Consider the following 25,477-nt stretch of genomic DNA (forward strand, 5'->3'; position numbering starts at 1 on the left):
CTGGCGGCGCGTGGTGCGCGTGTCGCGGTCTCGGCCCGCAGCCGCGAGCGGCTCGAGGCTCTGGCCGCGAGCGGCGGCGCCGGCATGCTTGCCGAACCGATGGACGTGACCCGGCCGGAAGACTTCGAGCGCGTACGCGACCGGCTGGTCATTGCCTGGGGCGGTATCGACCTGGTGGTGTTCAACGCCGGCACCTACCGCCCGCTGCGCGCCTGGGAGCTGCAGCCCGAGGTGATCCGCGAGACGCTCGACACCAACCTGTTCGGCACCATGGCGGGGGCCGCCGCGGTGATCCCGCATCTGCTGGGACAGGGCAGCGGCGCGATCGCGCTGGTGGGCAGCGTCGCCGGCTACGGCGGGCTGCCGAAGGCGACGGTGTATGGGCCGAGCAAGGCCGCGCTGATCAACTTTGCCGAAACGCTGTACCTGGACCTGGCGCCGAAGGGGCTGGGCGTGTTCCTGATCGATCCCGGCTTCGTCGCCACGCCGCTCACCGCGCAGAACGACTTCCGCATGCCGGCGCTGATCTCCGCCGAGGACGCGGCGCAGGCGATCGTCGCCGGCTTCGGGCGGGGCGATTTCGAGATCCACTTCCCGCGCCGTTTCACGCGGGTGCTGAAGCTGCTGCAGTGGCTGCCGCGGCGCGCGTACTTTGCCCTGATCCGGCGCGCGACCGGGCTTTGAGCATGCGCATGAACGAGCCGACGCGCCCCGTCATCGAAGACGCCGTTGAGGCGCTCGCCGACTTCTACCAGACGCTGACGCCGGCTTCGCTCAACCGGCTTGGCGCCCTCTACGCCGCCGACGCGCATTTCAAGGACCCCTTCAACGAGGTGATCGGCGTCGCCGCGATCCGCCGCATCTTCGAACACATGTTCGTGACCGCGGACTCACCGCGCTTCGTCGTCACCAGTCGCATCGTGCAGGGCGATCAGGCCATGCTGGGCTGGGATTTTCATCTGCGCCTGCGTGGGCGCGAGATCGTGGTGCGCGGGGTCAGCCACCTGAGCTTCGATGCCGACGGGCGCGTGGGCCTGCATCGCGACTACTGGGACCCGGCCGAGGAGCTGTACGCCCACTTGCCGCTGATCGGTGCGGTGATGCGGGGGCTGCGGCGCAGGCTGTCGGCCACCGACTGAGCGTGGGCAGTGCAGCCCGATTGCATCGGCTCCGATGACGCGCGCGTCGCGCGCAATTGCGGCGCTGCAAAAATATCCACCATGGGAAAACCCCGAACGCAGGCTCCAAGCGCAGTCGCGATGCGGACGTTAGCAAATATTGCGCCGCAGTATATTGATTTTTATCAAAAAACCGTGTTGCGGCTGTGTTTTTCGCTATGGCAACATCGACCACGCCTGCCAAAACTACAAGATGTAGGGGGTGGTCATGGAACGTGCCCGTCGCTTCGCGACTGCATCCGCCGCTGTCGGCCCTGCCGGTCCTGCGTTCGCGCAGGACTCGCCCGCGCGCTACAACCTGCAGGCGCCGGTGACCGGCATTGCCGAGCAGATCAACGACATGCATACCTTGATGCTGGTGATCTGCCTGCTCATCTTCATCGGCGTGTTCGGCGTGATGTTCTGGGCGGTGTTCCACCATCGCAAGTCCAAGGGCGCCGTCGCCGCCCATTTCCATGAGAACACCGCGGTCGAGATCGCCTGGACCGTCATCCCCATCCTGATCCTGCTCGGCATGGCCTGGCCTGCGACCCGGACCGTGATCGAGATGAAGGACACCTCCAACCCCGACCTGACGATCAAGGCCACCGGCTACCAGTGGAAGTGGGGCTACGACTACCTGCAGGGCGAAGGCGAGGGCATCCGCTTCCTGTCCAGCCTGTCGACGCCGCGCGAGCAGATCGAGGGCGGCGCGCCCAAGGGCGAGGCCTACCTGCTCGAGGTCGACAAGCCGCTGGTGGTGCCGGTGGGCAAGAAGGTGCGCGTGCTGCTGACCGCCAACGACGTCATCCACTCCTGGTGGGTGCCGGCCTTCGGCGTCAAGCAGGACGCCATTCCCGGCTTCATCCGCGACACCTGGTTCCGTGCCGACAAGGAAGGCATCTACCGTGGCAACTGCGCCGAACTGTGCGGCCGCGACCACGGTTTCATGCCGATCGAGGTGCACGTGCTGTCGGCCGAGAAGTACGCCGAGTGGGTCAGGAGCCAGATCGAGGCGCAGAAGGTGGCGCTGGCAGCCGAATAGGGCCGCATCGCCGCGGCGGCATCCGGGTCGCCGCGTTTGTGAATCGCGTTGTTGAGTCGTCGTTGTAATGCTGTTCGACAGGAGGACCCCGCATGGCCGCCGTCACACATGATCAGCTCCAGGGGCATCACCCCGGCCCGACCGGCCTGATGCGCTGGCTCACGACGACCAACCACAAAGACATCGGCACGATGTACATGATCTTCAGCTTCATCATGTTCCTGTCCGGGGGCGTGATGGCGCTGACGATCCGCGCCGAGCTGTTCCAGCCCGGCCTGCAGGTGGTGCAGCCGGAGTTCTTCAACCAGCTCACGACCATGCACGGCCTGGTGATGGTGTTCGGCGCCATCATGCCGGCCTTCGTCGGCTTCGCGAACTGGATGATCCCGCTGATGATCGGCGCCAGCGACATGGCCTTCGCGCGCATGAACAACTGGAGCTTCTGGCTGCTGCCGCCGGCCGCGATCCTGCTGATCGGCTCCTTCTTCGTGCCGGGTGGCGCCACCGCCGCCGGGTGGACGCTGTACGCGCCGCTGTCGGTGCAGATGGGCATGGGCATGGACCTCGCCATCTTCGCCATCCACATCATGGGCATCAGCTCGATCATGGGCGCGATCAACATCGTCGTTACCGTGCTCAACATGCGCGCGCCGGGCATGACCATGATGAAGATGCCCCTGTTCTGCTGGACCTGGCTGATCACCGCCTACCTGCTGATCGCGGTGATGCCGGTGCTGGCCGGCGCGGTGACGATGATCCTCACCGACCGCCACTTCGGCACCAGCTTCTTCAATGCCGCGGGCGGTGGCGACCCGGTGATGTACCAGCACATCTTCTGGTTCTTCGGCCACCCGGAGGTCTACATCATGATCCTCCCGGCCTTCGGCATCGTCAGCCAGATCATCCCGACCTTCGCGCGCAAGCCGCTCTTCGGCTATGCGTCGATGGTCTATGCGACGGCCTCCATCGCCATCCTGTCCTTCGCCGTGTGGGCGCACCACATGTTCGCCACCGGCATGCCGGCCGCCGGCCAGCTGTTCTTCATGTACGCCACCATGCTGATCGCCGTGCCCACCGGGGTGAAGGTGTTCAACTGGGTGGCGACGATGTGGCGCGGCGCGATGACCTTCGAGACGCCGATGCTGTGGGCCACGGGCTTCATCTTCGTATTCACCATGGGTGGCTTCACCGGCCTGATCTGCGCCATCGCGCCGATCGACATCCAGGTGCAGGACACCTACTACGTGGTCGCGCACTTCCACTACGTGCTGGTCGCCGGCTCGCTGTTCGCACTGTTCGCCGGCGCCTATTACTGGCTGCCGAAATGGACCGGCCACATGCCGAGCGAATTCCTCGGCAAGCTGCATTTCTGGTGCTCGATCGTGTTCTTCAACATCACCTTCTTCCCGATGCACTTCCTCGGCCTGGCCGGCATGCCGCGCCGCATCCCGGACTATGCGCTGCAGTTCGCCGACTTCAACGCCCTGGCCTCGGTGGGGGCCTTCGGCTTCGGCCTGTCGCAGCTGATCTTCCTGGTGGTGGTGGTCAAGTGCGTGCGCGGCGGCGAGCGTGCCGCGGCGCGTTCGTGGGAAGGTGCCGAAGGGCTGGAGTGGACCGTGCCGTCGCCGGCGCCGCACCACACCTTCGAGGAAGCGCCGGTGGTGAAGTGAGCGGAGAGGGTGAAGGATGAGCGGGTGAAGAGTCTCAGGGGTGAGCGGGGAGCAGGGGTGGAGATCTCGGGAGAAGGAGGCTCTGCTCTCCGCCTCACCACCAGGGCCGCAAGGAAGGGAGATGACATGACGCGCAGCGAGGATCGCAGGGCAGCGAACCGTCGGACCGGCCTGATGCTGGCCGCGGTGGCGTTCGCCTTCTTCGTCTTCGTCATCCTCAAGTACAAGGTGTTCGGGCAATGAGCACGCACCCCGGCCGCCTCGCCACGGCGAACCGCCGCCTGCTGCTGCGGCTGGCGGTGTCGGCCGTGGTGATGTTCGGCTTCGGCTTCCTGCTCGTGCCCTTCTACGAAAAGATCTGCGAAGTGACCGGCATCAACAACTTCCTGCGGCCCGAAGCCGAGCAGGCCGCGCGTGCCGTTGCGAATACGCAGGTCGATACCAGTCGCCGCATCCTGGTGCAGTTCGACGCCAACCTGCACCACCTGCCGTGGCGCTTCCGGCCCATGCAGCGTTCGATCGAGGTGCATCCGGGGCAACTCGTGCAGGTCGAGTACGAAGTCTCCAACACCCGCGACGTGCCGGTGACCGGACAGGCGGTGCCGAGCTACGGACCGCAGCTTGCAGGGCGCTACTTCAACAAGATGGATTGCTTCTGCTTCGAGCAACAGACGCTGGCGCCGGGCGAGCAGCGCACGATGCCGGTGGTGTTCGTCGTCGATCCCGCGCTGCCGGAAGACGTCACGGTGATCACGCTCTCCTACACCTTCTTCGAGCTGCCGGGCCGCAACACCGCCGGGCTGCAGTCACCGGTCCGTGCGGAGGGCGCCTCATGAACGCCCACGGGACGCCACGCCGCGCCGGCTTCTGGCCGACCTTGCGCGCCGTGCTGTGGTCCTTCTTCGGCGTGCGCCGGCGCCAGGCTTACATGGAGGACGCGGGCTCGCTCAACCCGCTGGCGGTGGTCGTGGCCGGCGTGCTGGCTGGCGCGGCCTTCGTCATCCTCATCGTCATCGCGGTGCAAGTGGTGCTCGCCTAGCGGCACCGGGCAGGTCAGGATCAAGGTCAGGGTCAGGGGGAACACGCCATGAGTCATGCAACAGCAAGCCGCTCGTTCGACCACTACTTCGTGCCCGAGCCCTCCAGGTACCCGATCTTCGGCTCGATCGCGCTGCTCCTGTTCGGTGCCGGTGCGGCGCTGTGGCTCAACGATGCGCGCTCCGGACCGTGGCTGTTCTTCGCCGGTGTCGCCATCCTCATCTACATGCTGTTCGGCTGGTTCGGCCAGGTCGTGCGCGAATCGCAGACTGGCCAGTACGGCAGGCGGGTGGACCTGTCCTTCCGCTGGTCGATGGGCTGGTTCATCTTCTCCGAGGTAATGTTCTTCGCGGCCTTCTTCGGCGCGCTGTTCTACGCCCGCGTGCTGTCGGTGCCTTGGCTGGCTTCCGGCGACAATGAGGCCCTGCTGTGGCAGGGCTTCACCGGCGCCTGGCCCACGTCCGGCCCCTATGCGCAGAGCGGTGTCGACCCCTTCACGCCGATGGGGGCGTGGGGCATTCCCGCGATCAACACGCTGATCCTGCTGACCTCCGGCGTCACGCTCACCTGGGCGCACTACGGTCTGCTCGGCAACAAGCGCAGCCAGCTCAAGCTGGGCCTGCTGGCCACCATCGTGCTGGGCGCCATCTTCATCGCGCTGCAGGCCTACGAGTACGTGCATGCCTACGCCGACCTCAACCTGCGCCTCGACAGTGGCATCTACGGCTCCACCTTCTTCCTGCTGACCGGCTTCCACGGCCTGCACGTCACCATCGGCGCGATCATGCTGGCGGTGATGCTGTTCCGTGTGATGGCGGGCCACTTCACCCCGGACCACCACTTCGGCTTCGAGGCCGCGGCCTGGTACTGGCACTTCGTGGATGTGGTGTGGCTGATCCTGTTCGTCGTCGTGTACTGGCTCTAGAAGGGGAGACGGGACGTGACCGCCGCATGTGCCTACAGCCTGCCTTCGATGAGCCCGGTAGCGAAGCCGGCCATCAGCAGGGCGAAGAGCGTCAGCGACAGGCCGACGCGAATGGCCAGGGCGCGGGCGACCCGGGTGCCGCCTGCCGCGTCGCGGTCGCGCATCAGCAGGAACAGCGCCGAGGCCAGGCTGGCCACGATCATCAGCAGGAAGGCAATGACGACGATGCGCATGACGGTGCTCCCCGGGGTTTCGTTGCAGTGTAGCCGCGTCGATGGGGCGCACCAAACGGAGGAGGCGTGCTCGTGAGCGGCCGGGCACCGGGACGCCTGCGGATGCTGCTGCCCCTGCTGGCGGGCGTGTTCGTGGTCACCCTCACGGTGTCGCTCGGCAACTGGCAACTGCGCCGCGCGCAGGAGAAGACTGCGTTGCAGTCGCTGCTCGACGACGCGAAAGCGCGGCCTGCCGCGCGTGCAACGACCACGGCGCCGCTGGCGGCCGGCACCGATGGAGCGGGGTTGCGACCGGGCCAGCGCCTGCTGCTCGAGGGCGAGTGGCTGCCGGCGGCAACGATCCTGCTGGACAACCGCACCCATGCCGGGCAGGCCGGCTATCACGTGCTGACGCCCCTAAAGCTTGCCGACGGCTCGGGCGTGGTGGTGGTCAATCGCGGCTGGATCGCGGTGGGGCCGGACCGCCGCGCGGTGCCGGACGTGTCGGTTGCGCGCGGACCGGTTCGGCTGGAGGGCCGGCTGCACCGACCTGAAGCCTCGCCCTTCACCCTGGCGCGCGCGAACCAGTCGCGTGGCGACAAGGTGGTGCAGGTGCTCGATCTGGCGCAATGGGCGGCGGCGTCCGGCCTGGGGCTGGCGCGCTGCCCTGTGACGGCAGCGGCCGACGGCGTGGGCAGTGCGATGACCGAAGGGGCGGCGACAGAAGGCGCAAGCGCCACGGCGCTGCCTGCGCAGGGCGCCGCCGCAGCATCGCCCTGTGTCGCGCCCTGGATTGTGTTGCAGACCACAGTCGTGAATGACGGCCTGGTGCGTGACTGGCCGTTGCCGTCGGCCGGCATCGAGCGTCATCGCGGCTACGCCTTCCAGTGGTATGCGCTCGCGGCGCTCGCGGCCGTGCTCACCCTCGCATATGTCTGGCACCTTGTTTCTCGGAGAGATCATGAGCAGCGGAACCCTCGCTTCGCCGGGCACTGAGCCCCTCGGTCCCGTGCCGCCGCCCGCGCGCCGACGCCGGGCGCGCCGTACCTTGCTGCTGCTGGCGCTGGTATGCGTGCTGCCGGTGCTGGCGTCCTACTTCATGTTCTACGTCTGGCAGCCGCAGGGGCGGGTGAACAACGGCGAATTGCTTTCGCTGACGCCCTTGCCGCAGAGCGGCTTGTCCGGGCTTGGGGGCCAGCCGGTACTGACGCGAGGCGAACTCGAGGGTCGCTGGACGCTGGTGGTGGCCGCGCCCGCCGCCTGCGATGCAGCCTGCGCGCGGGCGCTGTACGTGTCGCGCCAGGCGCGTATCGCCCAGGCGAAGGAGATGGAGCGGGTCGGCCGGCTGTGGCTGGTCAGCGATGGTGTGGAGCCGCCAGCCGATCGTCTGCCGGGCGCGTCGGTGGCCGACGAGCTGCGGATTGCCCGTGCCGATGCGGCGTGGCTCGCGACCCTGCCGCAGTGGGCGCCTGGCACCATTCATCTCGTCGATCCGCTGGGCAATGTGATGATGCGCTTCGACGACAGTGGCGACACGACGGTGGGGGCGCGCGCGCTGACCAAGGATCTGCAACGGCTGCTGAAGTATTCGGCGCTGGGGCGGGGAGGGCGGCCGTGAGTCGGGGCCTGCGCCTGTATCGGCGCCTGGCCCTGGGCGCGCTGCTGCTGACCTTCGTCGTCGTGGTGTTCGGCGCCTACGTGCGCTTGGCCGATGCCGGGCTCGGCTGTCCGGACTGGCCCGGTTGCTATGGCAAGCTCACGCCGGCGCATGCCGCCGACGTGATCCGCGACGTGCATGCCGCAGCGCCGGACGGCCCGGTCAGCCTGCCCAAGGCGTGGAAGGAGATGATCCACCGCTACCTCGCTGCCAGTTTGGGCCTGCTGATCATCGCGCTCGCGGTGCTGGGCTGGCGATTGCGCGACAACCTACGCGCCGCGCCGGGTGTGGCCTTGGCGCTGGTCGGGGTCGTGATCTTCCAGGGGCTGCTCGGCAAATGGACGGTGACCCTGCTGCTGAAGCCCGCCATCGTCACCGCACACCTGCTGGGCGGACTGACGACGCTGGCGCTGCTGGCCTGGCTGGCGCTGCGCGCCTCGGGTGCCGTGCAGCCGATGACATCGTTATCTCATGCGGGTCGGTCGACGCGCCGTCTGCAGTTGGGCGCCAGACTGGCCTTCGTCCTGCTGATCGCCCAGATCGCGCTCGGCGGCTGGACCAGCACCAACTACGCGGCGCTGGCCTGCACCGACTTTCCGACCTGTCACGGCAGCTTCGCGCCGGACGCCGACTATGCCAACGCCTTCCACGTCGTGCGCGAACTCGGCATGACGGCCGACGGCGAACTGCTGTCCAACGCCGCACTTACCGCCATCCACTGGTCGCACCGCATCGGTGCGCTGGTCGCGGGGGGCGCGCTGTTGCTGCTCGGCGGCGCGTTGTGCCGGCGGCGCGCCACCCTCGATGTCGGCGTCGCGCTGCTTGCGGCCTTGGCGTTGCAGGTCGGGCTGGGTGTCGCCAACGTGCTGCTGTCGCTGCCCCTGCCGCTGGCCGCGGCGCACAACGCCGGCGCAGCCCTGCTGGTGTTTGTGATGGTGTGGGTCAATTTCCGGCTGGGGGCGCCGCGCGCACAGCCATCCGTCGCGCCGCAGCGTCGGCCGACTCCGCCGCTGACGATGGCGATCGAGGAGGGGAGATCATGAAAATCGCCGCTTTGGATGCCGCCCGCACCAGCCGTCTGCGCGCCTTCTACGTGCTGACCAAGCCGCGGGTGAATACCTTGATCGTGTTCTGCGCGGTGATCGGCATGTTCCTCGCCGTGCCCGAAGGCTTGCCTGACGCCATGACGGTGTTCGCCGCGACGGTCGGCATCGCCTGCGTCGCCGGTGCGGCGGCAGCGATGAATTGCCTGATCGAACAGCAGATCGATGCCCGCATGACGCGCACCCGGGTCCGGCCGCTGCCGCGCGGCGAGCTGTCGCCGCCCGAGGTGCTGCTGTTCGCCGGCGTGCTCGGCGGCTCTGGCCTGACGCTGCTGCACCAGATGGTCAATCCGCTGACGATGTGGCTGACGCTCGCTACCTTCGTCGGCTACGCGGTCGTCTATACCGTGCTGCTGAAACCGCGCACGCCACAGAATATCGTGATTGGTGGCGCCTCCGGCGCCATGCCCCCTGTGCTGGGCTGGGCCGCGGTGTCGGGCGAGGTCAGCGCCGACGCGCTGCTGCTGTTCCTCATCATCTTCGCCTGGACGCCGCCGCACTTCTGGGCGCTGGCCCTGTACCGGACCGCCGATTATGCGCGCGCCGGGTTGCCGATGCTGCCGGTCACGCACGGCGCCGAATTCACCCGCCTGTCGGTGCTGCTGTACACGCTGATCCTGTTCGGCGTCACGCTGCTGCCCTTCGCCACGCGCATGAGCGGCGCGCTCTATCTGGGCGTGGCGGTGGCGCTCGGCTTGCAGTTCATCCGCTATGCCTGGCGGCTGTACCGCGACTACAGCGATGCGCTGGCACGACGCACCTTCCGCTTTTCCATTGCCTATCTGTTCGGGCTGTTCGGGGCGCTGCTGGTCGACCACTACCTGCCGTGGTGACCGGCGGGTGACTGCGGCGCCTTGACGCAGGCGGTGTTTGCGCGCGTCGCAAGCGTCTATCATCGGGCGTTGATTCAACCGGCAGCATGAGGTGCCCGATGTCGTTCCGCTTCTCCCGCATGTCCTGTCTTTCCCGCCTTGCCCGTGCCGCGGCAATGGCACTCGCAGTCGCCACGCTCGCAGCCTGCACCCCGCCCGAGCCAATCTTCCGCAGCACCGACATCACCGGCGCCGAGTACGGCAAGACGCTGCAGCTCACCGACCACCACGGCCAGGCTCGCACGCTCGCGGACTTCAAGGGCAAGGTGGTGACGATCTTCTTCGGTTACACCCAGTGCCCGGACGTCTGCCCCACCGCGCTGGCGGGCATGAGCGAAGTCATGCGGCAGCTTGGCCCGGATGGCGACAAGGTCCAGGTGATCTTCATCACCGTCGATCCCGAGCGCGATACGCCCGCGTTGCTGGCCGAGTACGTGCCGGTGTTCGACAAGCGCTTCCTCGGCCTGTACGGCACACCCGACAAGATCGCCGAGGTGGCCAAGGATTTCCGCGTCTTCTACCGCAAGAGCGGCGACCTGACCGGGCACTACACCATCGACCACTCGGCTGGCACCTACGTGTTCGACCCGCAGGGCCGGTTGCGCCTGTACGTGAAACATGCCGAGGAACCCGCAGTCATCGCGGCGGACATCAAGGCGCTGCTGGCAGGGAAGTGACGCAGGCCGGTCGTGACAAGGGCCGCATGAACACGGCGGCCGCGTAATCGTAAAACGGCAACCTACCGGTTGCCGTTTCCGCTTGGTGCGAGACCGTCGGGTCAGGCGACCGCCGCCAGCATCCCGCGCATCTTCTGCATGGCCTTGGCCTCGATCTGGCGGATGCGCTCGGCCGACACGCCGTATTCGGCGGCCAGTTCGTGCAGCGTGGCGCTGTCGCCTTCGCTCAACCAGCGGCGCTGGACGATGGCGCGGCTGCGGTCGTCCAGGCTGGCCAGCGCGTTGCGCAGGCCGCTGTCCTGCAGGTGGGCGAGCTGCGTCTGCTCCAGCACTTCCGAAGGTTCGGCATGCGGGTCGGGCAGGTAGGCGATGGGCGCGAAGCGCTCGTCGTCGTCGTCGTTGCCGCCCTCGAGCGGAATGTCGCGACCGCCGAGGCGGGTTTCCATCTCGACGACTTCTTCCGGCTTCACGCCCAGTTGGGCGGCGATCGACTTCACTTCGAGCGGGTTCAGCGTCGTGCTGTCCTGCTTCATGCCCCGCAGGTTGAAGAACAGCTTGCGCTGCGCCTTGGTGGTCGCGATCTTCACCAGCCGCCAGTTCTTCAGGATGTACTCGTGGATCTCGGCCTTGATCCAGTGGATCGCGAACGAAACCAGACGCACACCCCGCGTCGGGTCGAAGCGCTTCACGGCCTTCATCAGGCCGATGTTGCCTTCCTGGATCAGGTCGGCATGCGGCAGGCCGTAGCCCAGATAGCCACGAGCGACCGCAACCACCACGCGCAGATGCGACATGACCAGCTGGCGGGCGGCATCGACATCGCCGTCATCGCGCAGCCGCGTCGCCAGTTCCACCTCCTGCTGCTCGCTCAGCATCGGCATGCGATTCACGCTCTGGATGTACTGATCCAGGCTGCCGGCGGCGGGAACGGGGAACGTCAGGGCTTGAGACATAGGCTTGTGTCCTCCTTGCGCTCAGATATTAGCACTCGGGGCATTAGAGTGCTAAGCCGGGCTCGAGTTCCGTCTTTGATCCACGGCGCTCCCTCCCGATCGTACGTGGGTTCGGGTATGCGGGTATCCCATTGTCAGGGGTACGACCCCGCCCGACGGTGCCGGCTGCGATTCCCGCAGGCAGGTGCCATTGGCGTTGTCATCTGTTGCACGACTGCAACAACAATCCTCCGAATGTGGTGTTTTAGCGCTGCCGGGCTTGCAAGGGGCGCGGCGGGTTTGCAGAATCGCTCCAACTTCTCGCCAGAGAGGTGAGTAGGGCCGAGGCACATGCCAAGGTCTCAACTTCATATTTGAGGAGAAACACATGCAGAAGAAACTGATCGCGCTGGCTGTTGCCGCCGCTGCTGCCGCTCCGGCCTTCGCTCAGTCGAACGTGACCGTCTACGGTCGTATCGATATGGGTTACACCTACTCCGGTTCGCACTCGGGCGACGCTGAGAGCCGTAACGGTATCGACAGTGGTCAGCTGCAGCCCAGCTTCATCGGCTTCAAGGGCACCGAAGATCTGGGCAATGGCCTGAAGGTCGGTTTCGACTTCCAGACCCGCCTGAACATCGACACGAACGAAGAACTGGACTTCGCCGGCAGCAACTCCCGCCGTGATGCCTTCCTGTTCCTGAGCGGTGGTTTCGGTACCGTCGCTGCTGGTCGCCTGACCACCCCGCAGAACGCCTTCCTGGGTAGCCTGGACCCCTTCCTGGATTCGGCCATCACCGGTTTCAGCACCAACTACACCCAAGGCGCTGCGCTGCTCGCTGGCACCAACATCACCCGTCTGGACAACACCGTCGCTTACATCTCGCCGAGCTTCTCGGGCCTGAAAGTGACCGCGGCTTACACCGCCAGCGCGCTGAACAACGAGCAGGCTGACGATGATCTGGATGCAAACATCTGGGCAATCTCGCCGGTGTACAGCAACGGTCCTCTGACTGTTGGCGCCAACTACCACCGGGTCAAGCTTGATGCCGCCGATGCCACCGAAAAGGTTTGGGATCTGGGTGCTGCATATGACTTCGGTATGGTCAAGCTGAGCGCAGCTTACGGCCAAGATAAGCTGGAAGTCGGTAGCGACGACGCCAAGGTCAAGCAGTGGTTCGTTGCTGCCACCGTTCCGGTTTCGGCTGCTGGCAATGTGCTGCTGGCCTATGGTCAGCAAGAGATCGACGATGTGGATAACTCCAACAACGATCGCTTCTCGATTGGTTACCACCACAGCCTGTCGAAGCGCACCACGGTGTACGCTCAGTACGGCGACTACGACATCGAAGAGAACTCGCTGGCTGGCGAAGGCTACGAGAGCAAGTTCGGTCTCGGCGTGCGTCACACCTTCTAATCTGTCTTCCGGACAGGTTTGAAGATCAAAACGGGAGCTTCGGCTCCCGTTTTGTTTTTTTACTGAGTTCTCGATCGCTGGCGCTCACGGACCGTGCAGCATCCGCCTAGCGTGTCTTGATGCCGGCAACTCAGATGAAACCCGAGCGCAGCAATACGCCGGTAAGATTCAGCTCTCTTTCCAGTTCCCGGTGCGGGTCTTTGCACCCCTCCCGTTCCCCAGCATGCCAAGCTACGCCATTGGCGACATCCAGGGCTGTTACGCACCACTCGACCGTATGCTCGAGCGCATCGCCTTCGACCCGACTCAGGACTGCCTCTGGGTGGTCGGCGATCTCGTCAATCGGGGGCCGGAATCGCTGCGCGTGCTGCGGTTGCTGCGCGACATGGGGCCGGCGGCGAATGTCGTGCTGGGCAACCATGATCTCTATCTGTTGATGGTCGCGGCGGGCTATGCGCGGCGCGATAGCGACGACACCCTTTACCAGGTGCTGGAGGCGCCGGATCGCGACGAGTTGCTGGACTGGCTGGCGTGCCGGCCGCTGGTGCAGGTCCAGGGCGAGCATGTGCTGGTGCACGCGGGCTTGCTGCCCGGCTGGACGGTGACGAAGGCGAAGGCGCTCTCCGACGAGGTGGCGGCGGCGCTGACCGGGCCGAAGGCCAAGACCTTTCTGCTGCAGCTGGCTGGCAACCGGCCGGAGCGCTGGGACGAGCGACTCAAGGGCTGGGACCGGCTGCGGGTGATCGTCAACGCCTGCACCCGGATGCGTTTCTGCACGCCCGATGGGCGCATGGCGCTGCGCGCGAAAGGGGCGCCCGAGCAGGCGCCGCCGGGTACGCTGCCGTGGTTCCGCGTGCCGGACCGGATGAATCGCACGCACACGATCGTGTGCGGCCATTGGTCGGCGCTGGGTTTCTATCGCGAGCCGGGGCTGATCGCGCTCGATTCAGGTTGCGTGTGGGGCGGCAAGCTCACTGCGGTGCGGATCGAGGACGGCGAGGTGTTCCAGGTGCCGGGCTGAGCGCCTGTAAGGCGCCGCCCGTCATGGCGCGTGCGTATTCAGGGTGCGTATTCAGGGTGCGTGCGCATTCAGGGTGCGTATGCCTCGCCTTCAGACGCGTTCGCCGTCATCCGTACAGCCGATGTCCTGCATGATGGCCATTCGCGCCTGTTGGGCCAGGCGGCGGCGGTCGATGCCGTCGCTGGTCTCGATGGGCGCGGAAACCGTGACCCGCGCGACGAGCCCCCGCGTCGCGATGATGTTGGCCAGACACTGGCCCAGGCTCAGCGCGCCATCGTAGGCGGGCGCTCGGCTGTAGCTTTCGTCCATGTTTCGATAGCTCAGCGCCAGCGGCTGCACGGCGTGGCCGCAGGCCACCGCGGGCTGCAGCAGTGCGGCATGAAAGTGCAGCACGTGGCGGCCGTCCGTGGTGGTGCCCTCGGGGAAGATCGCCACATTGCGGCCGGCATCGAGCAGCGCCGCGATCTCCGCATTGATGATGCGCGCATGCCCGCGGCTGCCGCGGCGCAGGAAGATGGTGTCATTACGCGCAGCCAGCCAGCCGATGAGCGGCCAGTCGCGCACCTCGGCCTTGCTGACAAAGGCCGAAGGTGAAGCGGCGTTGATGACGAAGATGTCCACCCACGAGATGTGGTTGGCGACCAGCATTGCGCCCGGTGCGATCTGCATGCCCTGCAGTTGCAGGCGCAGGCCGAGGATGCCGAGCACGCGTTGCGACCAGCGCTGGCGCAGTGTCAGTTGCGTTGTCTTCGCACAGAAGGGATAGAGCAGCACCAGCGTTGCCGCGCCCTGCAGCAGGTGCAGGGCGAGTCGCAGGTAGCGCCAGCCACGCAACAGGCGTGGTGTGGATCGTCCCACCTCCGGCCTGCTTGTCGCTTGGGTGGCCGACAGTGGCTGCGCTGATGTCGCCAGTACTGCGGTCTCCGGTCCGTTCATCAAGGCTAGCGTCCCATGAAATGTCGCGCGTAGCGGTCGTCGACCTTGGTCATCGGCATCAGGATGGGCAGGTCGGCGGTGTTGAAATCGGGGTCCCACGCGGGTTCGCCGCAGATCCAGGCGCCGGCGCGCAGATAACCCTTGATCAGCGGCGGCGGTTCGGCGGCTAGGTCGCTGCGAAGCGCGCTCATCGGCAGCGGGCAGCGCGGGAACACGTGATACTCGGTCGGTGCGAGGTGCTTGTCGCGCAGCCGATTATACAGACTGGCTGCGGCGTGGCCGCCGTCGGCCATGCTGACCGAGGCGCAGCCGACCAGATAGTCGTAGCCGTTCTCCTGCATGTAGCGTGCGAGGCCGCCCCACAGCAGTGCGATCACTGCGCCGCTGCGGTAGTCGGCATCGATGCAGGAGCGCCCGATCTCGACCAGCCGCGGGCGGAGGTGCTGGAGGCGGGTGAGGTCGAATTCGTTCTCCGAGTAGTATCCGCCGACCCTGCGCGCCGCGGACGGAGACAGGATGCGGTAGGTGCCGACGATGCGGCCAGCGTCCTCGTCGCGCACGATCAGGTGTTCGCAGAAGGGGTCGTAGATGTCGCGGTCGACACCTGGCGTGCGGGTCGGCAGGCGTGCGCCCATCTCGTCGGCGAATACGCGATAGCGCAGTTTCTGGGCTTCGAGGATCTCGGTTTCGCAGGTGGCGAGGCCGACGTGGAGGTTGCGGCCCTTGCGGGCGGCGGTGTCCTGGCGGGGCTGGCGGTTCTCGAGCATGGCTGTTGTCCGTCCTGTTGGAATTGGGGCCATTCTCGAAAGCCTGCGTTGCGATGCGGTGACGCGATGGTTACGATGCGATGACTGAAACGCAGACAGACGAGGAGAGGGGATGGACAACTGCGTGTTCTGCCGCATCGTGAAGGGCGAACTGCCGGCATCGAAGGTGTATGAGGATGAGCACACGCTCGCGATCATGGACATCCAGTCGGTGAATCCCGGCCACATGCTGGTGATGGTGAAACCGCATCGCGACAACATCTACGCGCTCGACGACACGCTGGCTGGCGCGGCGCTGCGCACGGCGGCGCGAATGGCGCGGACGGTGAAGAAAGTGACCGGCTGCGAGGGCGTGACGCTTTTGCAGGCGAACGAACCCGCAGGCGCGCAGACGGTGTTCCACTTCCATATCCACGTGCTGCCGCGATGGACGGACGACGGCATGGCGCTGGCGTGGCCGGTGAAGAACCCGTCGCGCGAGGCCCTGCAGGAGATGGCTGAGCGCCTGCGCGCAGGACTCGTGGACTGACATGGCTTCCGGCAGGCGAGCGGCCTCGGTCGCGTCGCCAATCCTGCCGCGAACGTGACCGTCTGCCGGACAGGGCAGCAGGGCCGCCTCGTATAATGGCGGCCTTTTTCATTCGTCCCTGCGGGCCCGCCCTATGTCCATCCTCGTCTGCGGATCGGTCGCCTACGACTCGATCATGGTGTTCCACGACCGCTTCAAGAATCACATCCTGCCCGAGCAGATCCACATCCTGAATGTATCCTTCCTGGTGCCGGATCTGCGCCGCGAGTTCGGTGGATGCGCCGGCAACATTGCCTATTCCTTGAAACTGCTGGGCAGCGATCCGCTGATCATGGCGACCGTGGGCGAAGACGCCGCCCCCTATCGATACCGCCTGCAGAAGCTGGGATTGCGCGAGGATCATGTGCGCGAGGTGCCGGGCACCTTCACCGCGCAGGCCTTCATCACGACGGACCTCGACGACAACCAGATCACCGCCTTCCACCCTGGCGCGATGTTCCATTCGCACCTTAACGATGTGCGCGAGGCGAAGGGCGTGAAGCTGGGTATCGTGTCGCCTGACGGCCGCGATGGCATGTTGCGCCATGCGAAGGGCTTTGCCGAGGCAGGCGTGCCCTTCGTGTTCGATCCGGGTCAGGCGCTGCCGATTCTCGGTAGCGAAGAGTTACTCGAATGCCTGCAACTGGCTACCTACTGCACGGTCAATGACTACGAGGCTCGCCTGATGTGCGAGAAGACCGGCCGCAGCGAGGCCGATCTCGCCGCGATGGTGGATGCTTTTGTCGTGACCTTGGGTGGCGAAGGTTCGCGTATCCATCATCGCGGTAAGGTGTTGAGCATCCCAGCTGCCAGACCGGATGCGATCGTCGATCCCACGGGCTGTGGCGACGCGTATCGGGCCGGCCTGCTTCACGGCATCGCGAATGGCTGGGACATGCTGCGTGCGGGCCGTTTGGCTGCGGTGATGGGCGCGATCAAGATCGCCTGCCGTGGCGGACAAAACCACCAGCCGACGCGCGACGATATTGCGGCGCGCTATCGGCAGGCTTTCGGGGAGGATCTATGGTGAATCTGAAATTGACCAGGCTGCGGGCCACGGCGGGTGCGCTTGCTGCATTGCTGATCCTTGGCGGTTGTGCGCAGGGGCTGGGTGGTGGAACTTACTCGCGCACCGAGGCGCGCCGCGCGATGACGGTGCAGTTCGGTACCGTCGAGTCGGTGCGCGGCGTGCAGCTGGAGGGGACCAAGTCGCCGGTGGGTACGGTGGCAGGCGCGGCCGTGGGCGGCATTGCCGGCAGCACGATCGGCGGCGGCCGCGGTCAGGCGGTGGCGACGGTGATCGGGGCTGTGGCGGGTGGCGTGGCCGGCGCTGCGGTCGAGGAAGGCGTGACGCGTACGCAAGGGGTTGAAGTCACCGTTCGGCTGGATAACGGCCAGTTCCTGGCCGTGGTGCAGGCCGACGAGGGCGAGGGTTTCCGGCCTGGCGAGCGTGTGCGCGTGCTGCGCGACGCCGGCACCACGCGCGTGACGCGCTGAGTGCCGAGACGACGGGCGTTACCGGTAGAAGGTCAGGGGTAGAAGACGTAGACCCGGTAGCCCGTTGGTGCAAGATCAGGCGCTTCGAAGCGGATGCGGGCATTGACCGCCCGCCGCCCTGCGAACGCCTCGACGCGTTGCGCCACCGGAACCCATTCCTCCGGCGCGAGGGTTCGGCGGGCGATCGGCATGTCGCGCGCATCGGTCAGCGTCAATTCCAGATGGGGCCAGGTCTGTGCGTAGTCCGCGCGGTTGTTGACCGTGGCGTGCAGGACGTAATTGCCCGGCCGTCCCGGTTCCGATTGCAGGTCCGAGGCGTCGAGCCCGATCGACTCTGCATTGCGGGGATAAGGAACGTCGCAGCCCAGCTGTGCGCAGGCGGTCGTCAGGATCGGGCGCAGGCCGGGCAGTTCGCGTGCGATCTCGGTGCGATACAGATAGGTGCCCTGTACAAGCAATAGCCCGGCCAGCAGGCCGACGGTGAGACCTTCCAGCGTGCGCACCGCGGCGCTGGCCGGCTTGGGTGGGCGGCCGTACCGTGCGTCGAGCCGCGCGATGTCGATGTGGGCTGGCTTGATGTCGGCCGGCACGACAGGCTCGGGGGGCGCCGTGGCGGGTTCGGGCGCTACGATCTCGGCCTCGTTTCCGGGCGAGAGGGGTTCAGCGCGGACATCCGCCGCAGAGAGCGCTGCCGCATCTGGGGGCGCTTCTTCGACCGCCGGGTTTGCTTCGGAGGTCGACGGCTGTTCGCCTTGGCCCGCGGACTCGGCGGGTGCTGCCCTGCGTCCGCTGCGAAGAACCTCTGGCAACGTTGCCGTAGGCTGCGCACGGGACGCATCGGCATCGGTATCGAGCGGTTCTGGATCGAAACGCTCGCGCGGTGGCGTCAGGCCGGGGAAATCCGGAATCACGAAATCGAGATCGGTCAGGCTTGCCGGCTGCGTCTGGACGGGCTCATCCGCGACTGGCGGTCGGATCGGTTCTGCCGGTGCCGGTGCTGGCGACGGCGCCGCCGTCTCGATTTCCGGAAAGGTCAGGCGCGGCGAGCGCGGCGAAGCCAGAGCCTCGCGTGGGCGGATCTCGTGTTCGCGAGCGTTGAAGGGGTGGAAGCAATGGCCGCAGCGAACCTCGCCCCGACGTGCGTTGAGCTGCTCCGGACTGAGCCGGAACACCGTCTGGCAGGCTGGGCAGCGGGTCAGCATCATGCGACGGGGCGTTGCCCCTCGAGTCGGATCCAGCCTTCGTGCGTGGCGCCGACCTGCAGCGCGATGAAGGGCGCCCAGGCTTCGATGACCTGCTCGGCCTGGGTTTCGAGCACGCCCGACAGCGCCACCTTGCCCCCCGGCGCAACGCGCGCGGCAATAGCGGGAGCCAGTACGCACAAGGGGTTGGTCAGGATGTTGGCGACCACGACATCGAAGGTGTCGCCGACCGGCGTGCCCGAGTGCTGCAGGCGAATCGTCGTGGCGTTGCGTTCGGCGTTGTTACGTGCGGCCTCGACTGCCTTCTCGTCGATATCGACGCCGAGGACGTCGCCCGCGCCCAGCTTGGCTGCCGCGATGGCAAGGATGCCCGAGCCGCAGCCGTAGTCGAGCACGCTGCAGCCGGGTGTGACGCTGTCACACAGCCATTCGAGGCACAGCCGGGTGGTCGGGTGCGAGCCGGTACCGAAGGCCATGCCCGGGTCGAGCTCGATGTTGATCGCCGCCGGATCGGGCGCCTCGTGCCACGACGGCACTATCCACAGCCGGTCGGTGATGCGGATCGGATCGAACTGGCTTTGCGTGAGTTGCACCCAGTTCTGCTCGGCGACCTGTTCGGTGGTGTAGGGTGGCACGACGGTGAAGCCAGCGGCCTTCGACGCTTCGGTGAGCAGGGCGGCGAGGGCGGCATCGTCGGTGTCGCCGTCCACCAGCGCGATGACGCGGCTGTGGTCCCACAGCGCGGTCGGCAGGTGGCCGGGCTCGCCGAATTGGGGCGTCTCCGCCTCGGTGCCGGCGTCGGCATCCTCGATGGACACCGACAGTGCGCCGGCCTCCATCAGGGCGTCGGACAGCGCTTCGGCCTTTGCCGCGTCAGCCTGCAGTGTGACCGAGATCCACATCGGTGCTCAGCCCTTCACTTCGTTGCGGTCGGCCAGCTTGTGCTCCAGGTAGTGGATGCTGGTGCCGCCTTCGATGAAGCGCGGGTCGAGCATCAGCGTCTGGTGCAGCGGGACATTGGTCTTGATGCCCTCGACCATCATTTCCGACAGTGCGATGCGCATGCGACGGATGGCCTGGTCGCGGGTGTCGCCGTAAGTGATGAGCTTGCCGATCATCGAGTCGTAATGCGGCGGCACGGTGTAGCCGTTGTACACGTGCGAATCGACCCGCACGCCGGGGCCGCCGGGCGTGTGCCAGTTGCTGATGCGGCCGGGCGACGGCGTGAACTTGAACGGGTCCTCGGCATTGATGCGGCATTCGATGGCATGGCCGCGGAACTCGATGTCGCGCTGGCGGAACCACAGCTTCTCGCCGGCAGCGACGCGCACCTGCGCCTGCACCAGGTCGACGCCGGTGATGAACTCGGTCACCGGGTGCTCGACCTGCAGACGGGTGTTCATTTCGATGAAGTAGAACTCGTCGTTCTCGAACAGGAACTCGAAGGTGCCTGCGCCGCGATAGCCGATCTTGCGGCAGGCTTCGGCGCAGCGCTCGCCGACTTTGGCGATCAGCTTGCGATCAATGCCGGGCGCGGGCGCTTCCTCGATGACCTTCTGGTGGCGGCGCTGCATCGAGCAGTCGCGCTCGCCCAGATAGACGGCATTGCCGTGCTGGTCGGCCAGCACCTGGATCTCGACGTGGCGTGGGTTCTCGAGGAACTTTTCCATGTACACCACGGGGTTGCCGAATGCCGCCTGGGCTTCGGCGCGGGTGGTGGTGACGGCGTTGAGCAGCGCGGCCTCGGTGTGCACCACGCGCATGCCGCGCCCGCCGCCGCCGCCCGCCGCCTTGATGATCACCGGGTAACCGATGGCGCGGGCGATCTTGACGATCTCCTTCGGGTCCTCGGGCAGCGCGCCGTCCGAGCCCGGTACGCAAGGCACGCCGGCAGCCTTCATCGCGTCCTTGGCCGACACTTTGTCGCCCATCAGGCGGATCGTGTCAGGGCGCGGGCCGATGAAGACGAAGCCCGATTGCTCGACGCGCTCGGCGAAGTCGGCGTTCTCGGACAGGAAGCCATAGCCGGGGTGGATCGCTTCGGCGTCGGTCACTTCCGCGGCCGAGATGATGGCCGGCACATTCAGGTAACTGAGCGTGGAGGAGGCGGGGCCGATGCATACGGACTCGTCGGCCAGGCGCACGTATTTGGCCTCGGTATCGGCCTCCGAGTGCACCGCGACGGTCTTGATGCCCAGCTCGCGGCACGCGCGCAGGATGCGGAGTGCGATCTCTCCGCGGTTGGCGATGAGAATCTTCTCGAACATGGCGCGATCAGCCGATGACGAAGAGCGGCTGGCCGTACTCGACCGGCTGGCCGTTCTCGACCAGGATCGCCTTCACGACGCCGGAGAACTCGGACTCGATCTCGTTCATCAGCTTCATCGCTTCGATGATGCACAGGCGGTCGCCCACCGACACGCTCTGGCCGACGTCAGCCATCGGCTTGGCGCCCGGCGCCGAGGCGCGGTAGAAGGTGCCGACCATCGGCGACTTGACGATATTGCCTTCGGGCAAGGCTGCCGCTGCAGGTTCGGTTGCGGCGGCGGCTGCGGGCATCGTTGCGGCAGGCGCGGCAGCCGGAACGTGGGCAACGTAGGTTGCCGGCGCGGCTGCGCCGCCGAAATGCTTGGCGATGCGGACCTTTTCCTCACCCTCGGTGACTTCCAGTTCGGAGATGCCCGATTCCTGGACGAGGTCGATGAGTTTCTTCAGCTTGCGCAGATCCATGCTAGTTCTCCGTGCCGAACGGCCTTGCCTGTCGGGGCGGCCTACGGCAGTTGTGGATTGATTGTCTGGGTGCCGCGAATGGGCGTTGGAGCGGCGCGATATCGTGCGCGGCGGGTCCTGGAAACGACCGCTCCGGCGGCCGGAGGCAACGAAAAGCCCACGTGAAATTCCCCGTTGTGGCTTACTGCCAGGCTCGGTCGATGGCCAAAAACGCTGGTATGAGAAGGCGAAATGCGGCTTTCGCCTCGTCTCGATTCAGTCTTTTGGCAGCGTGATGTACGCTTCATGGCAGCAAGTTTGCCGCAAATCCCGACAACTTGTCCACTTGCGGCTTTTGCGGAGAGAGCCTCAGTGTGCGAGCAGTGCGCGGATTTTGCCCTCGAGTTCGTCCCGGTTCAAGGTGCCCAGCTTGACATGGCGAGCTTTGCCTTCACGATCAATGATGACCGTGAAGGGCAGGGCGCGGGCGTCGTTGCCGAAGCCGGCGGCCAGCGCAAGGGCTTCCGGGCCGGCGATGAGCAAGGGGTAGGGGACCTTGAACTCGTCGTTGAAGGCCTGCACTTTCTCCAGACTGTCGATGCTGATGCCGACGAACTGTACCGGCTGGTCCGCAAGCGCCTGGCTGGCTGCGGCGAAGTCGGGAATCTCCTTGCGGCATGGTGGGCACCAGGTGGCCCAGAAGTTGGCGACGATGACCTTGCCTCGCCACTGTTCGATCGCCTGTGCCTGGCCGTGGGTGTCGGGCAGGCTCATGGCGAGCAGGGCATTGACCGTCTCGGCGGAGATGTCGCGGCGCGGCGTGACAGGCTCGGGCTGGCTGGCGCGATTGGCGAAATAGCCGCCGACACCTGCGAGCAGGGCGACGATGAGGATGAGTGCGGTTTGCAGGCTGCGGCTCATTGGGGTGTCCTTCAGTCGCCGGAGGGGGCGGCTTGCTCGTCCAGGCTCGAGCTGGCGAGCAGGGCTTCAACTTGCGCCAGGCGCGCACGCTCCTGGCGACGGCCGCTGCGCTCGGCGCCCGCCGGATAGATCGACAGCCGAACCGGCACATCGTCCCAGTCGAAAGTCAGGATGGCCTCGGGCGTGTTGGGGGCCGGTCGCCGGGGTTCGCGATGTTCGTAGTGGAAATCCTGGTTGAGGAAGAAGATCTCCACCTCCTTGGCACTCTCGGGATAGAGCTCGATTTCCAGTTCCGAATAGCGGCCCGCCGTGCCGTCGAGTGCGCCGCCCGTCAGATAGGGGCGGAAATCGGCCAGCAGGCGCATGACTTCGACCGCGGCACTGCGCATCTCGTACAGGCGCTCGGGTTGCTCCTCGTCCTGATACAAGGCCTGCCAGGCGCGCAGCTCGGCCTCGATCTCGGCGTTGTTCGGCAGGGCGTCGGAGTCGGTTGCGCCCAGTTGCTTGGCCGCCTTGCGTTTTGCGAAGCCGAAGTCGCTGATGCCGTCTTCGGCCATCATGCGGGCAGCCAGGGCGGCGATCTCGCGCCGCAGGGTGCCGCTGTGGGGGGCGTGTGAGTGCATGATGGGGGTCGGGTAGAATGCCGGCCAATTCTACACGGCCCGGTTTCATCCGGATGACGGCCTCTCGGAGCTTCTCCCCCATGCACATCCACATCCTCGGCATCTGCGGCACCTTCATGGGCGGCGTGGCGCTGCTTGCGCGCGCGGCAGGGCACACCGTCACGGGTTGCGATGCCAACGTCTATCCGCCGATGAGCACCCAGCTCGAGGAGCAGGGCATTCGGCTGATCGAAGGCTACGATCCCTCGCAGCTCGACCTTGCGCCCGACATGTTCGTCGTCGGCAATGCCGTGTCGCGTGGCAACCCCTTGCTCGAGGCGATCCTCGATCGAGGCCTGCCTTATGTTTCGGGACCGCAATGGCTGGCCGAGCACGTGCTGGCCGGGCGCTGGGTGCTGGCGGTGGCGGGCACGCACGGCAAGACCACGACGACCTCGCTGCTGGCGTGGATGCTGGAGGATGCCGGGCTGAATCCGGGCTTCCTGGTTGGCGGTGTGCCGCAGAACTTCGGCGTGTCGGCGCGCCTGACCGAGTCGCCCTTCTTCGTCATCGAAGCCGACGAGTACGACACCGCCTTCTGCGACAAGCGCTCGAAGTTCGTCCATTACCGTCCGCGCACGGCAATCCTCAACAACCTCGAGTTCGATCATGCCGACATCTTTGCCGACCTGGGCGCCATCGAGACCCAGTTCCATCATCTCGTGCGGACGATTCCCGCAATGGGGCGGGTGATCGCCAACGCACGCGAGGACAGCCTGAAGCGCGTGATCGAGCGAGGCTGCTGGTCGGAGCTGGAGTGGTTCAACGAGCCGGCGCAATGGACGGTTGCGACGGGTGCGTCCGAGGCCGAGGTTGTGTTCTGCCTGGGTGGCGTGGAGCTGGGGCGGGCCATCATGCCGCTCGCGGGTAGCCACAACCGCGAGAACGCCCTGGCGGCAATCGCGGCGGCGCGCCATGCGGGGGTGACGCCGGCGCAGGCCATCGCCAGCCTCGCGCGCTTCAAGGGCATCAAGCGCAGGCTGGAGCTGCGCGGCGTCGAGAACGGGGTGCGGGTCTATGACGATTTCGCTCATCATCCGACGGCGATCGCGCTGACGGTCGGGGGCTTGCGCCGGCGCGAGCCCCAGGGGCGCATCCTGGCCGTGCTCGAACCGCGCTCGAACACGATGAAGCTCGGTGTGATGAAGGCGCAACTACCCGGCAGTCTGGCGGAAGCCGACCGGGTGTATTGCTACGCGAACAATCTGGGCTGGGATGCGGCCGAGGCGCTGTCGCCGCTCGGCGAGCGCGCCCGCACCTATGAGGCGCTGGAGCGGCTGGTGGCTGACGTGGCCGCTGTGGCGCAGCCGGGCGATCATGTGCTGGTGATGAGCAATGGCGGTTTCGGCGGCGTGCATCAGAAGCTGCTCGATGCGCTTGCCGCCGCCGGCTGACGCCCCTTACTTGCGCGCGCCGGTCGGGTTGTCGAGGCGGCGCGCCTCTTCGTCGCTGATGTATTCGAACACGCGCACCACCTTGCGCACGGCCTTGCTGGTGCGTGCGACTTCGGCGGCGGCGTCCGCTTCGGCGCGAGTGACGATGCCGAGCAGGAAGACGACATTGGCTTCGGTCACGACCTTGACGTTGTGGGGCGAGAACCGCTGAGCGTCCACGAAGCGGGCCTTGACGTTCGAGGTGATCAGCGCGTCGTTGCCGCGTGCGGTCAGCGACGAGTTGGGGCCAACCACGACTTCGTTGATGACGCCGCGCACGTGCTCGACCCCGGCAACGATGCGTTCGAGCTCGCCGCGAACGGTTTCGTTCGGCGCCTCGCCGGTCAGCAGGACGTTGCGGTTGTAGGACGTGACGTTGATGTGGGCGCTGTCGCCGAAACGTTCGCGGATGCGGCTGGCGACCTTCCATTCGATCCCTTCATCTTCAACATAGGCCCCGCTCGTGCGCCGGTCGGAGATCATGGCGGCGCCGGCGCCGACGCCGGTGGCGACGACAGGAAAGCAGCCCTGCAGCAGGGGCAGGCTGCCTGCGGCGAGCAGGCCGAGGACGAGGCGGCGCCGGCCCTGAAGGGGCTGTGCGGAACAGCTGGCGGTGTGAGGGGCGTTGGGCATCAGTCTTCCACTCCGAGTAGTAAACAGTCGATACCGTCGCACAGGCAGTGCAGGATGAGCAAATGCAGTTCCTGAATGCGGGCCGTGCGATCGGCGGGGGCGCACAGATGGATGTCTTCGGGGCCGAGAAGTTCGGCCACCGTGCCGCCTTCGATGCCGGTCAGCGCGATGATGCGCATGTCGCGTTCCTGCGCGGCCTGGATCGCATCGACGATGCGCGAGGAGTCGCCGCTGGTCGACAAGGTGAGGAGAACGTCGCCAGGCTGGCCGAGTGCAAGGATCTGGCGCGAGAAAAGGGCTGCCGGACTGGGGTCGCCGGCGATCGGGGCCAGCGTGGAGGCGTCGGCGCTCAGGGCGAAGGCAGCCAGCGAGGGGCGTTCGAGCTCGAAGCCATTGACCAGCTGCGCTGCGAAACGGCGGGCG

31 protein-coding genes are annotated in these 25,477 nt (G+C 66.5%); 19 read left to right on the plus strand and 12 right to left on the minus strand.

The window, feature by feature from the left end:
* The 8 genes from C664_RS18125 to C664_RS18160 form a co-directional block, all read left to right on the plus strand.
* Positions 1–684 (plus strand): SDR family NAD(P)-dependent oxidoreductase (locus tag C664_RS18125; RefSeq protein ID WP_038012378.1); only part of this gene is annotated, 684 nt, incomplete at its 5' end.
* Between the two features lie 8 nt (positions 685–692).
* A complete protein-coding gene (locus C664_RS18130; protein ID WP_004291939.1) occupies positions 693–1,139 on the plus strand; it encodes a nuclear transport factor 2 family protein in 447 nt (148 codons plus the stop codon).
* Between the two features lie 247 nt (positions 1,140–1,386).
* On the plus strand, positions 1,387–2,202 hold the full coding sequence (gene coxB, locus C664_RS18135; protein WP_004291940.1) for a cytochrome c oxidase subunit II: 816 nt from the start codon (positions 1,387–1,389) through the stop codon (positions 2,200–2,202).
* Positions 2,203–2,294: 92 nt separating this feature from the next.
* Positions 2,295–3,872 carry a cytochrome c oxidase subunit I gene (gene ctaD, locus C664_RS18140; RefSeq protein WP_004291941.1) on the plus strand — a complete coding sequence of 526 codons (1,578 nt, stop codon included), beginning with the start codon at positions 2,295–2,297 and terminating at the stop codon, positions 3,870–3,872.
* Positions 3,873–3,998: 126 nt separating this feature from the next.
* The gene (locus tag C664_RS21080) at positions 3,999–4,115 is read left to right on the plus strand and encodes a cytochrome oxidase small assembly protein (RefSeq protein ID WP_232435132.1); all 117 of its coding nucleotides are present in this window, start codon (positions 3,999–4,001) and stop codon (positions 4,113–4,115) included.
* Complete coding sequence (locus tag C664_RS18150) at positions 4,112–4,708, plus strand: cytochrome c oxidase assembly protein (RefSeq protein WP_004291942.1); 597 nt, start codon at positions 4,112–4,114, stop codon at positions 4,706–4,708. The genes C664_RS21080 and C664_RS18150 overlap by 4 nt, the downstream gene beginning before the upstream one ends.
* The gene (locus tag C664_RS18155; RefSeq protein ID WP_004291943.1) at positions 4,705–4,911 is read left to right on the plus strand and encodes a DUF2970 domain-containing protein; all 207 of its coding nucleotides are present in this window, start codon (positions 4,705–4,707) and stop codon (positions 4,909–4,911) included. Before C664_RS18150 ends, C664_RS18155 begins: the two co-directional genes overlap by 4 nt.
* Before the next feature lie 48 nt (positions 4,912–4,959).
* Positions 4,960–5,835: a cytochrome c oxidase subunit 3 gene (locus C664_RS18160; RefSeq protein ID WP_004291944.1), complete on the plus strand. Its 876-nt coding sequence runs from the start codon at positions 4,960–4,962 to the stop codon at positions 5,833–5,835.
* Between the two features lie 32 nt (positions 5,836–5,867).
* Here the strand turns inward: C664_RS18160 and C664_RS18165 are convergent, their stop codons facing one another.
* Positions 5,868–6,068 carry a DUF2909 domain-containing protein gene (locus tag C664_RS18165; RefSeq protein WP_004291945.1) on the minus strand — a complete coding sequence of 67 codons (201 nt, stop codon included), beginning with the start codon at positions 6,066–6,068 and terminating at the stop codon, positions 5,868–5,870.
* Positions 6,069–6,140: 72 nt separating this feature from the next.
* On the opposite strand from C664_RS18165, the gene C664_RS18170 reads away from it, so the two are divergent.
* The 5 genes from C664_RS18170 to C664_RS18190 all read left to right on the plus strand — a co-directional run bounded on the left by C664_RS18170 (position 6,141) and on the right by C664_RS18190 (position 10,356).
* The gene (locus C664_RS18170) at positions 6,141–7,043 is read left to right on the plus strand and encodes an SURF1 family protein (protein WP_004291946.1); all 903 of its coding nucleotides are present in this window, start codon (positions 6,141–6,143) and stop codon (positions 7,041–7,043) included.
* The gene (locus tag C664_RS18175) at positions 7,009–7,665 is read left to right on the plus strand and encodes a hypothetical protein (protein ID WP_004291947.1); all 657 of its coding nucleotides are present in this window, start codon (positions 7,009–7,011) and stop codon (positions 7,663–7,665) included. The genes C664_RS18170 and C664_RS18175 overlap by 35 nt, the downstream gene beginning before the upstream one ends.
* Entirely contained in the window at positions 7,662–8,747 is a 1,086-nt protein-coding gene (locus tag C664_RS18180; protein WP_004291948.1) for a COX15/CtaA family protein, read from the plus strand. The genes C664_RS18175 and C664_RS18180 overlap by 4 nt, the downstream gene beginning before the upstream one ends.
* Entirely contained in the window at positions 8,744–9,640 is an 897-nt protein-coding gene (cyoE, locus tag C664_RS18185; protein WP_004291949.1) for a heme o synthase, read from the plus strand. Before C664_RS18180 ends, cyoE begins: the two co-directional genes overlap by 4 nt.
* A gap of 98 nt (positions 9,641–9,738) precedes the next feature.
* The gene (locus tag C664_RS18190) at positions 9,739–10,356 is read left to right on the plus strand and encodes an SCO family protein (protein ID WP_004291950.1); all 618 of its coding nucleotides are present in this window, start codon (positions 9,739–9,741) and stop codon (positions 10,354–10,356) included.
* Between the two features lie 101 nt (positions 10,357–10,457).
* Here C664_RS18190 and rpoH read toward each other — a convergent pair whose 3' ends face one another.
* Positions 10,458–11,309: an RNA polymerase sigma factor RpoH gene (rpoH, locus tag C664_RS18195; protein WP_004291951.1), complete on the minus strand. Its 852-nt coding sequence runs from the start codon at positions 11,307–11,309 to the stop codon at positions 10,458–10,460.
* Between the two features lie 367 nt (positions 11,310–11,676).
* Here rpoH and C664_RS18200 point away from each other — a divergent pair, with 367 nt between their 5' ends.
* On the plus strand, positions 11,677–12,705 hold the full coding sequence (locus C664_RS18200; protein WP_004291952.1) for a porin: 1,029 nt from the start codon (positions 11,677–11,679) through the stop codon (positions 12,703–12,705).
* A gap of 223 nt (positions 12,706–12,928) precedes the next feature.
* On the plus strand, positions 12,929–13,726 hold the full coding sequence (locus tag C664_RS18205; protein ID WP_038012382.1) for a symmetrical bis(5'-nucleosyl)-tetraphosphatase: 798 nt from the start codon (positions 12,929–12,931) through the stop codon (positions 13,724–13,726).
* Positions 13,727–13,816: 90 nt separating this feature from the next.
* Here the strand turns inward: C664_RS18205 and C664_RS18210 are convergent, their stop codons facing one another.
* Together C664_RS18210 and C664_RS18215 are read right to left on the minus strand one after the other, a co-directional pair.
* On the minus strand, positions 13,817–14,560 hold the full coding sequence (locus C664_RS18210) for a lysophospholipid acyltransferase family protein (RefSeq protein ID WP_004291954.1): 744 nt from the start codon (positions 14,558–14,560) through the stop codon (positions 13,817–13,819).
* A 107-nt stretch (positions 14,561–14,667) separates the two neighbouring features.
* Positions 14,668–15,429: a GNAT family N-acetyltransferase gene (locus C664_RS18215; RefSeq protein ID WP_004291955.1), complete on the minus strand. Its 762-nt coding sequence runs from the start codon at positions 15,427–15,429 to the stop codon at positions 14,668–14,670.
* A 112-nt stretch (positions 15,430–15,541) separates the two neighbouring features.
* On the opposite strand from C664_RS18215, the gene C664_RS18220 reads away from it, so the two are divergent.
* From C664_RS18220 to C664_RS18230, 3 genes are all read left to right on the plus strand, one after another.
* The gene (locus C664_RS18220; RefSeq protein WP_004291956.1) at positions 15,542–15,958 is read left to right on the plus strand and encodes an HIT family protein; all 417 of its coding nucleotides are present in this window, start codon (positions 15,542–15,544) and stop codon (positions 15,956–15,958) included.
* Between the two features lie 133 nt (positions 15,959–16,091).
* The gene (locus C664_RS18225; RefSeq protein ID WP_004291957.1) at positions 16,092–17,027 is read left to right on the plus strand and encodes a carbohydrate kinase family protein; all 936 of its coding nucleotides are present in this window, start codon (positions 16,092–16,094) and stop codon (positions 17,025–17,027) included.
* Complete coding sequence (locus C664_RS18230) at positions 17,021–17,494, plus strand: glycine zipper 2TM domain-containing protein (RefSeq protein ID WP_004291958.1); 474 nt, start codon at positions 17,021–17,023, stop codon at positions 17,492–17,494. The genes C664_RS18225 and C664_RS18230 overlap by 7 nt, the downstream gene beginning before the upstream one ends.
* Before the next feature lie 32 nt (positions 17,495–17,526).
* Here C664_RS18230 and C664_RS18235 read toward each other — a convergent pair whose 3' ends face one another.
* The 6 genes from C664_RS18235 to C664_RS18260 all read right to left on the minus strand — a co-directional run bounded on the left by C664_RS18235 (position 17,527) and on the right by C664_RS18260 (position 22,886).
* Positions 17,527–18,699, minus strand: coding sequence for a DUF3426 domain-containing protein (locus C664_RS18235; RefSeq protein ID WP_004291959.1), 1,173 nt, complete (start codon positions 18,697–18,699; stop codon positions 17,527–17,529).
* A complete protein-coding gene (gene prmA, locus C664_RS18240; protein ID WP_004291960.1) occupies positions 18,696–19,598 on the minus strand; it encodes a 50S ribosomal protein L11 methyltransferase in 903 nt (300 codons plus the stop codon). Before prmA ends, C664_RS18235 begins: the two co-directional genes overlap by 4 nt.
* Before the next feature lie 6 nt (positions 19,599–19,604).
* A complete protein-coding gene (accC, locus tag C664_RS18245) occupies positions 19,605–20,963 on the minus strand; it encodes an acetyl-CoA carboxylase biotin carboxylase subunit (protein ID WP_004291961.1) in 1,359 nt (452 codons plus the stop codon).
* 7 nt (positions 20,964–20,970) lie between these two features.
* Positions 20,971–21,426: an acetyl-CoA carboxylase biotin carboxyl carrier protein gene (gene accB, locus C664_RS18250; protein ID WP_004291962.1), complete on the minus strand. Its 456-nt coding sequence runs from the start codon at positions 21,424–21,426 to the stop codon at positions 20,971–20,973.
* Positions 21,427–21,774: 348 nt separating this feature from the next.
* Positions 21,775–22,326, minus strand: coding sequence for a TlpA family protein disulfide reductase (locus tag C664_RS18255; protein WP_004291963.1), 552 nt, complete (start codon positions 22,324–22,326; stop codon positions 21,775–21,777).
* Positions 22,327–22,337: 11 nt separating this feature from the next.
* Positions 22,338–22,886 (minus strand): hypothetical protein, encoded by a 549-nt coding sequence (locus C664_RS18260; RefSeq protein ID WP_232435135.1) that lies wholly within the window; start codon positions 22,884–22,886, stop codon positions 22,338–22,340.
* Between the two features lie 143 nt (positions 22,887–23,029).
* On the opposite strand from C664_RS18260, the gene mpl reads away from it, so the two are divergent.
* A complete protein-coding gene (gene mpl, locus C664_RS18265) occupies positions 23,030–24,382 on the plus strand; it encodes a UDP-N-acetylmuramate:L-alanyl-gamma-D-glutamyl-meso-diaminopimelate ligase (RefSeq protein ID WP_004291966.1) in 1,353 nt (450 codons plus the stop codon).
* A 6-nt stretch (positions 24,383–24,388) separates the two neighbouring features.
* Here the strand turns inward: mpl and C664_RS18270 are convergent, their stop codons facing one another.
* Both C664_RS18270 and C664_RS18275 read right to left on the minus strand, forming a co-directional pair.
* The gene (locus C664_RS18270; RefSeq protein ID WP_004291968.1) at positions 24,389–25,054 is read right to left on the minus strand and encodes a BON domain-containing protein; all 666 of its coding nucleotides are present in this window, start codon (positions 25,052–25,054) and stop codon (positions 24,389–24,391) included.
* The coding region (locus C664_RS18275; RefSeq protein WP_004291970.1) for an SIS domain-containing protein at positions 25,054–25,477 on the minus strand (424 nt) is incomplete at its 5' end. The genes C664_RS18275 and C664_RS18270, both read right to left, overlap by 1 nt.

The organism is Thauera sp. 63 (genome assembly GCF_000310165.2).
Taxonomy (GTDB): Bacteria; Pseudomonadota; Gammaproteobacteria; order Burkholderiales; family Rhodocyclaceae; genus Thauera; species Thauera humireducens.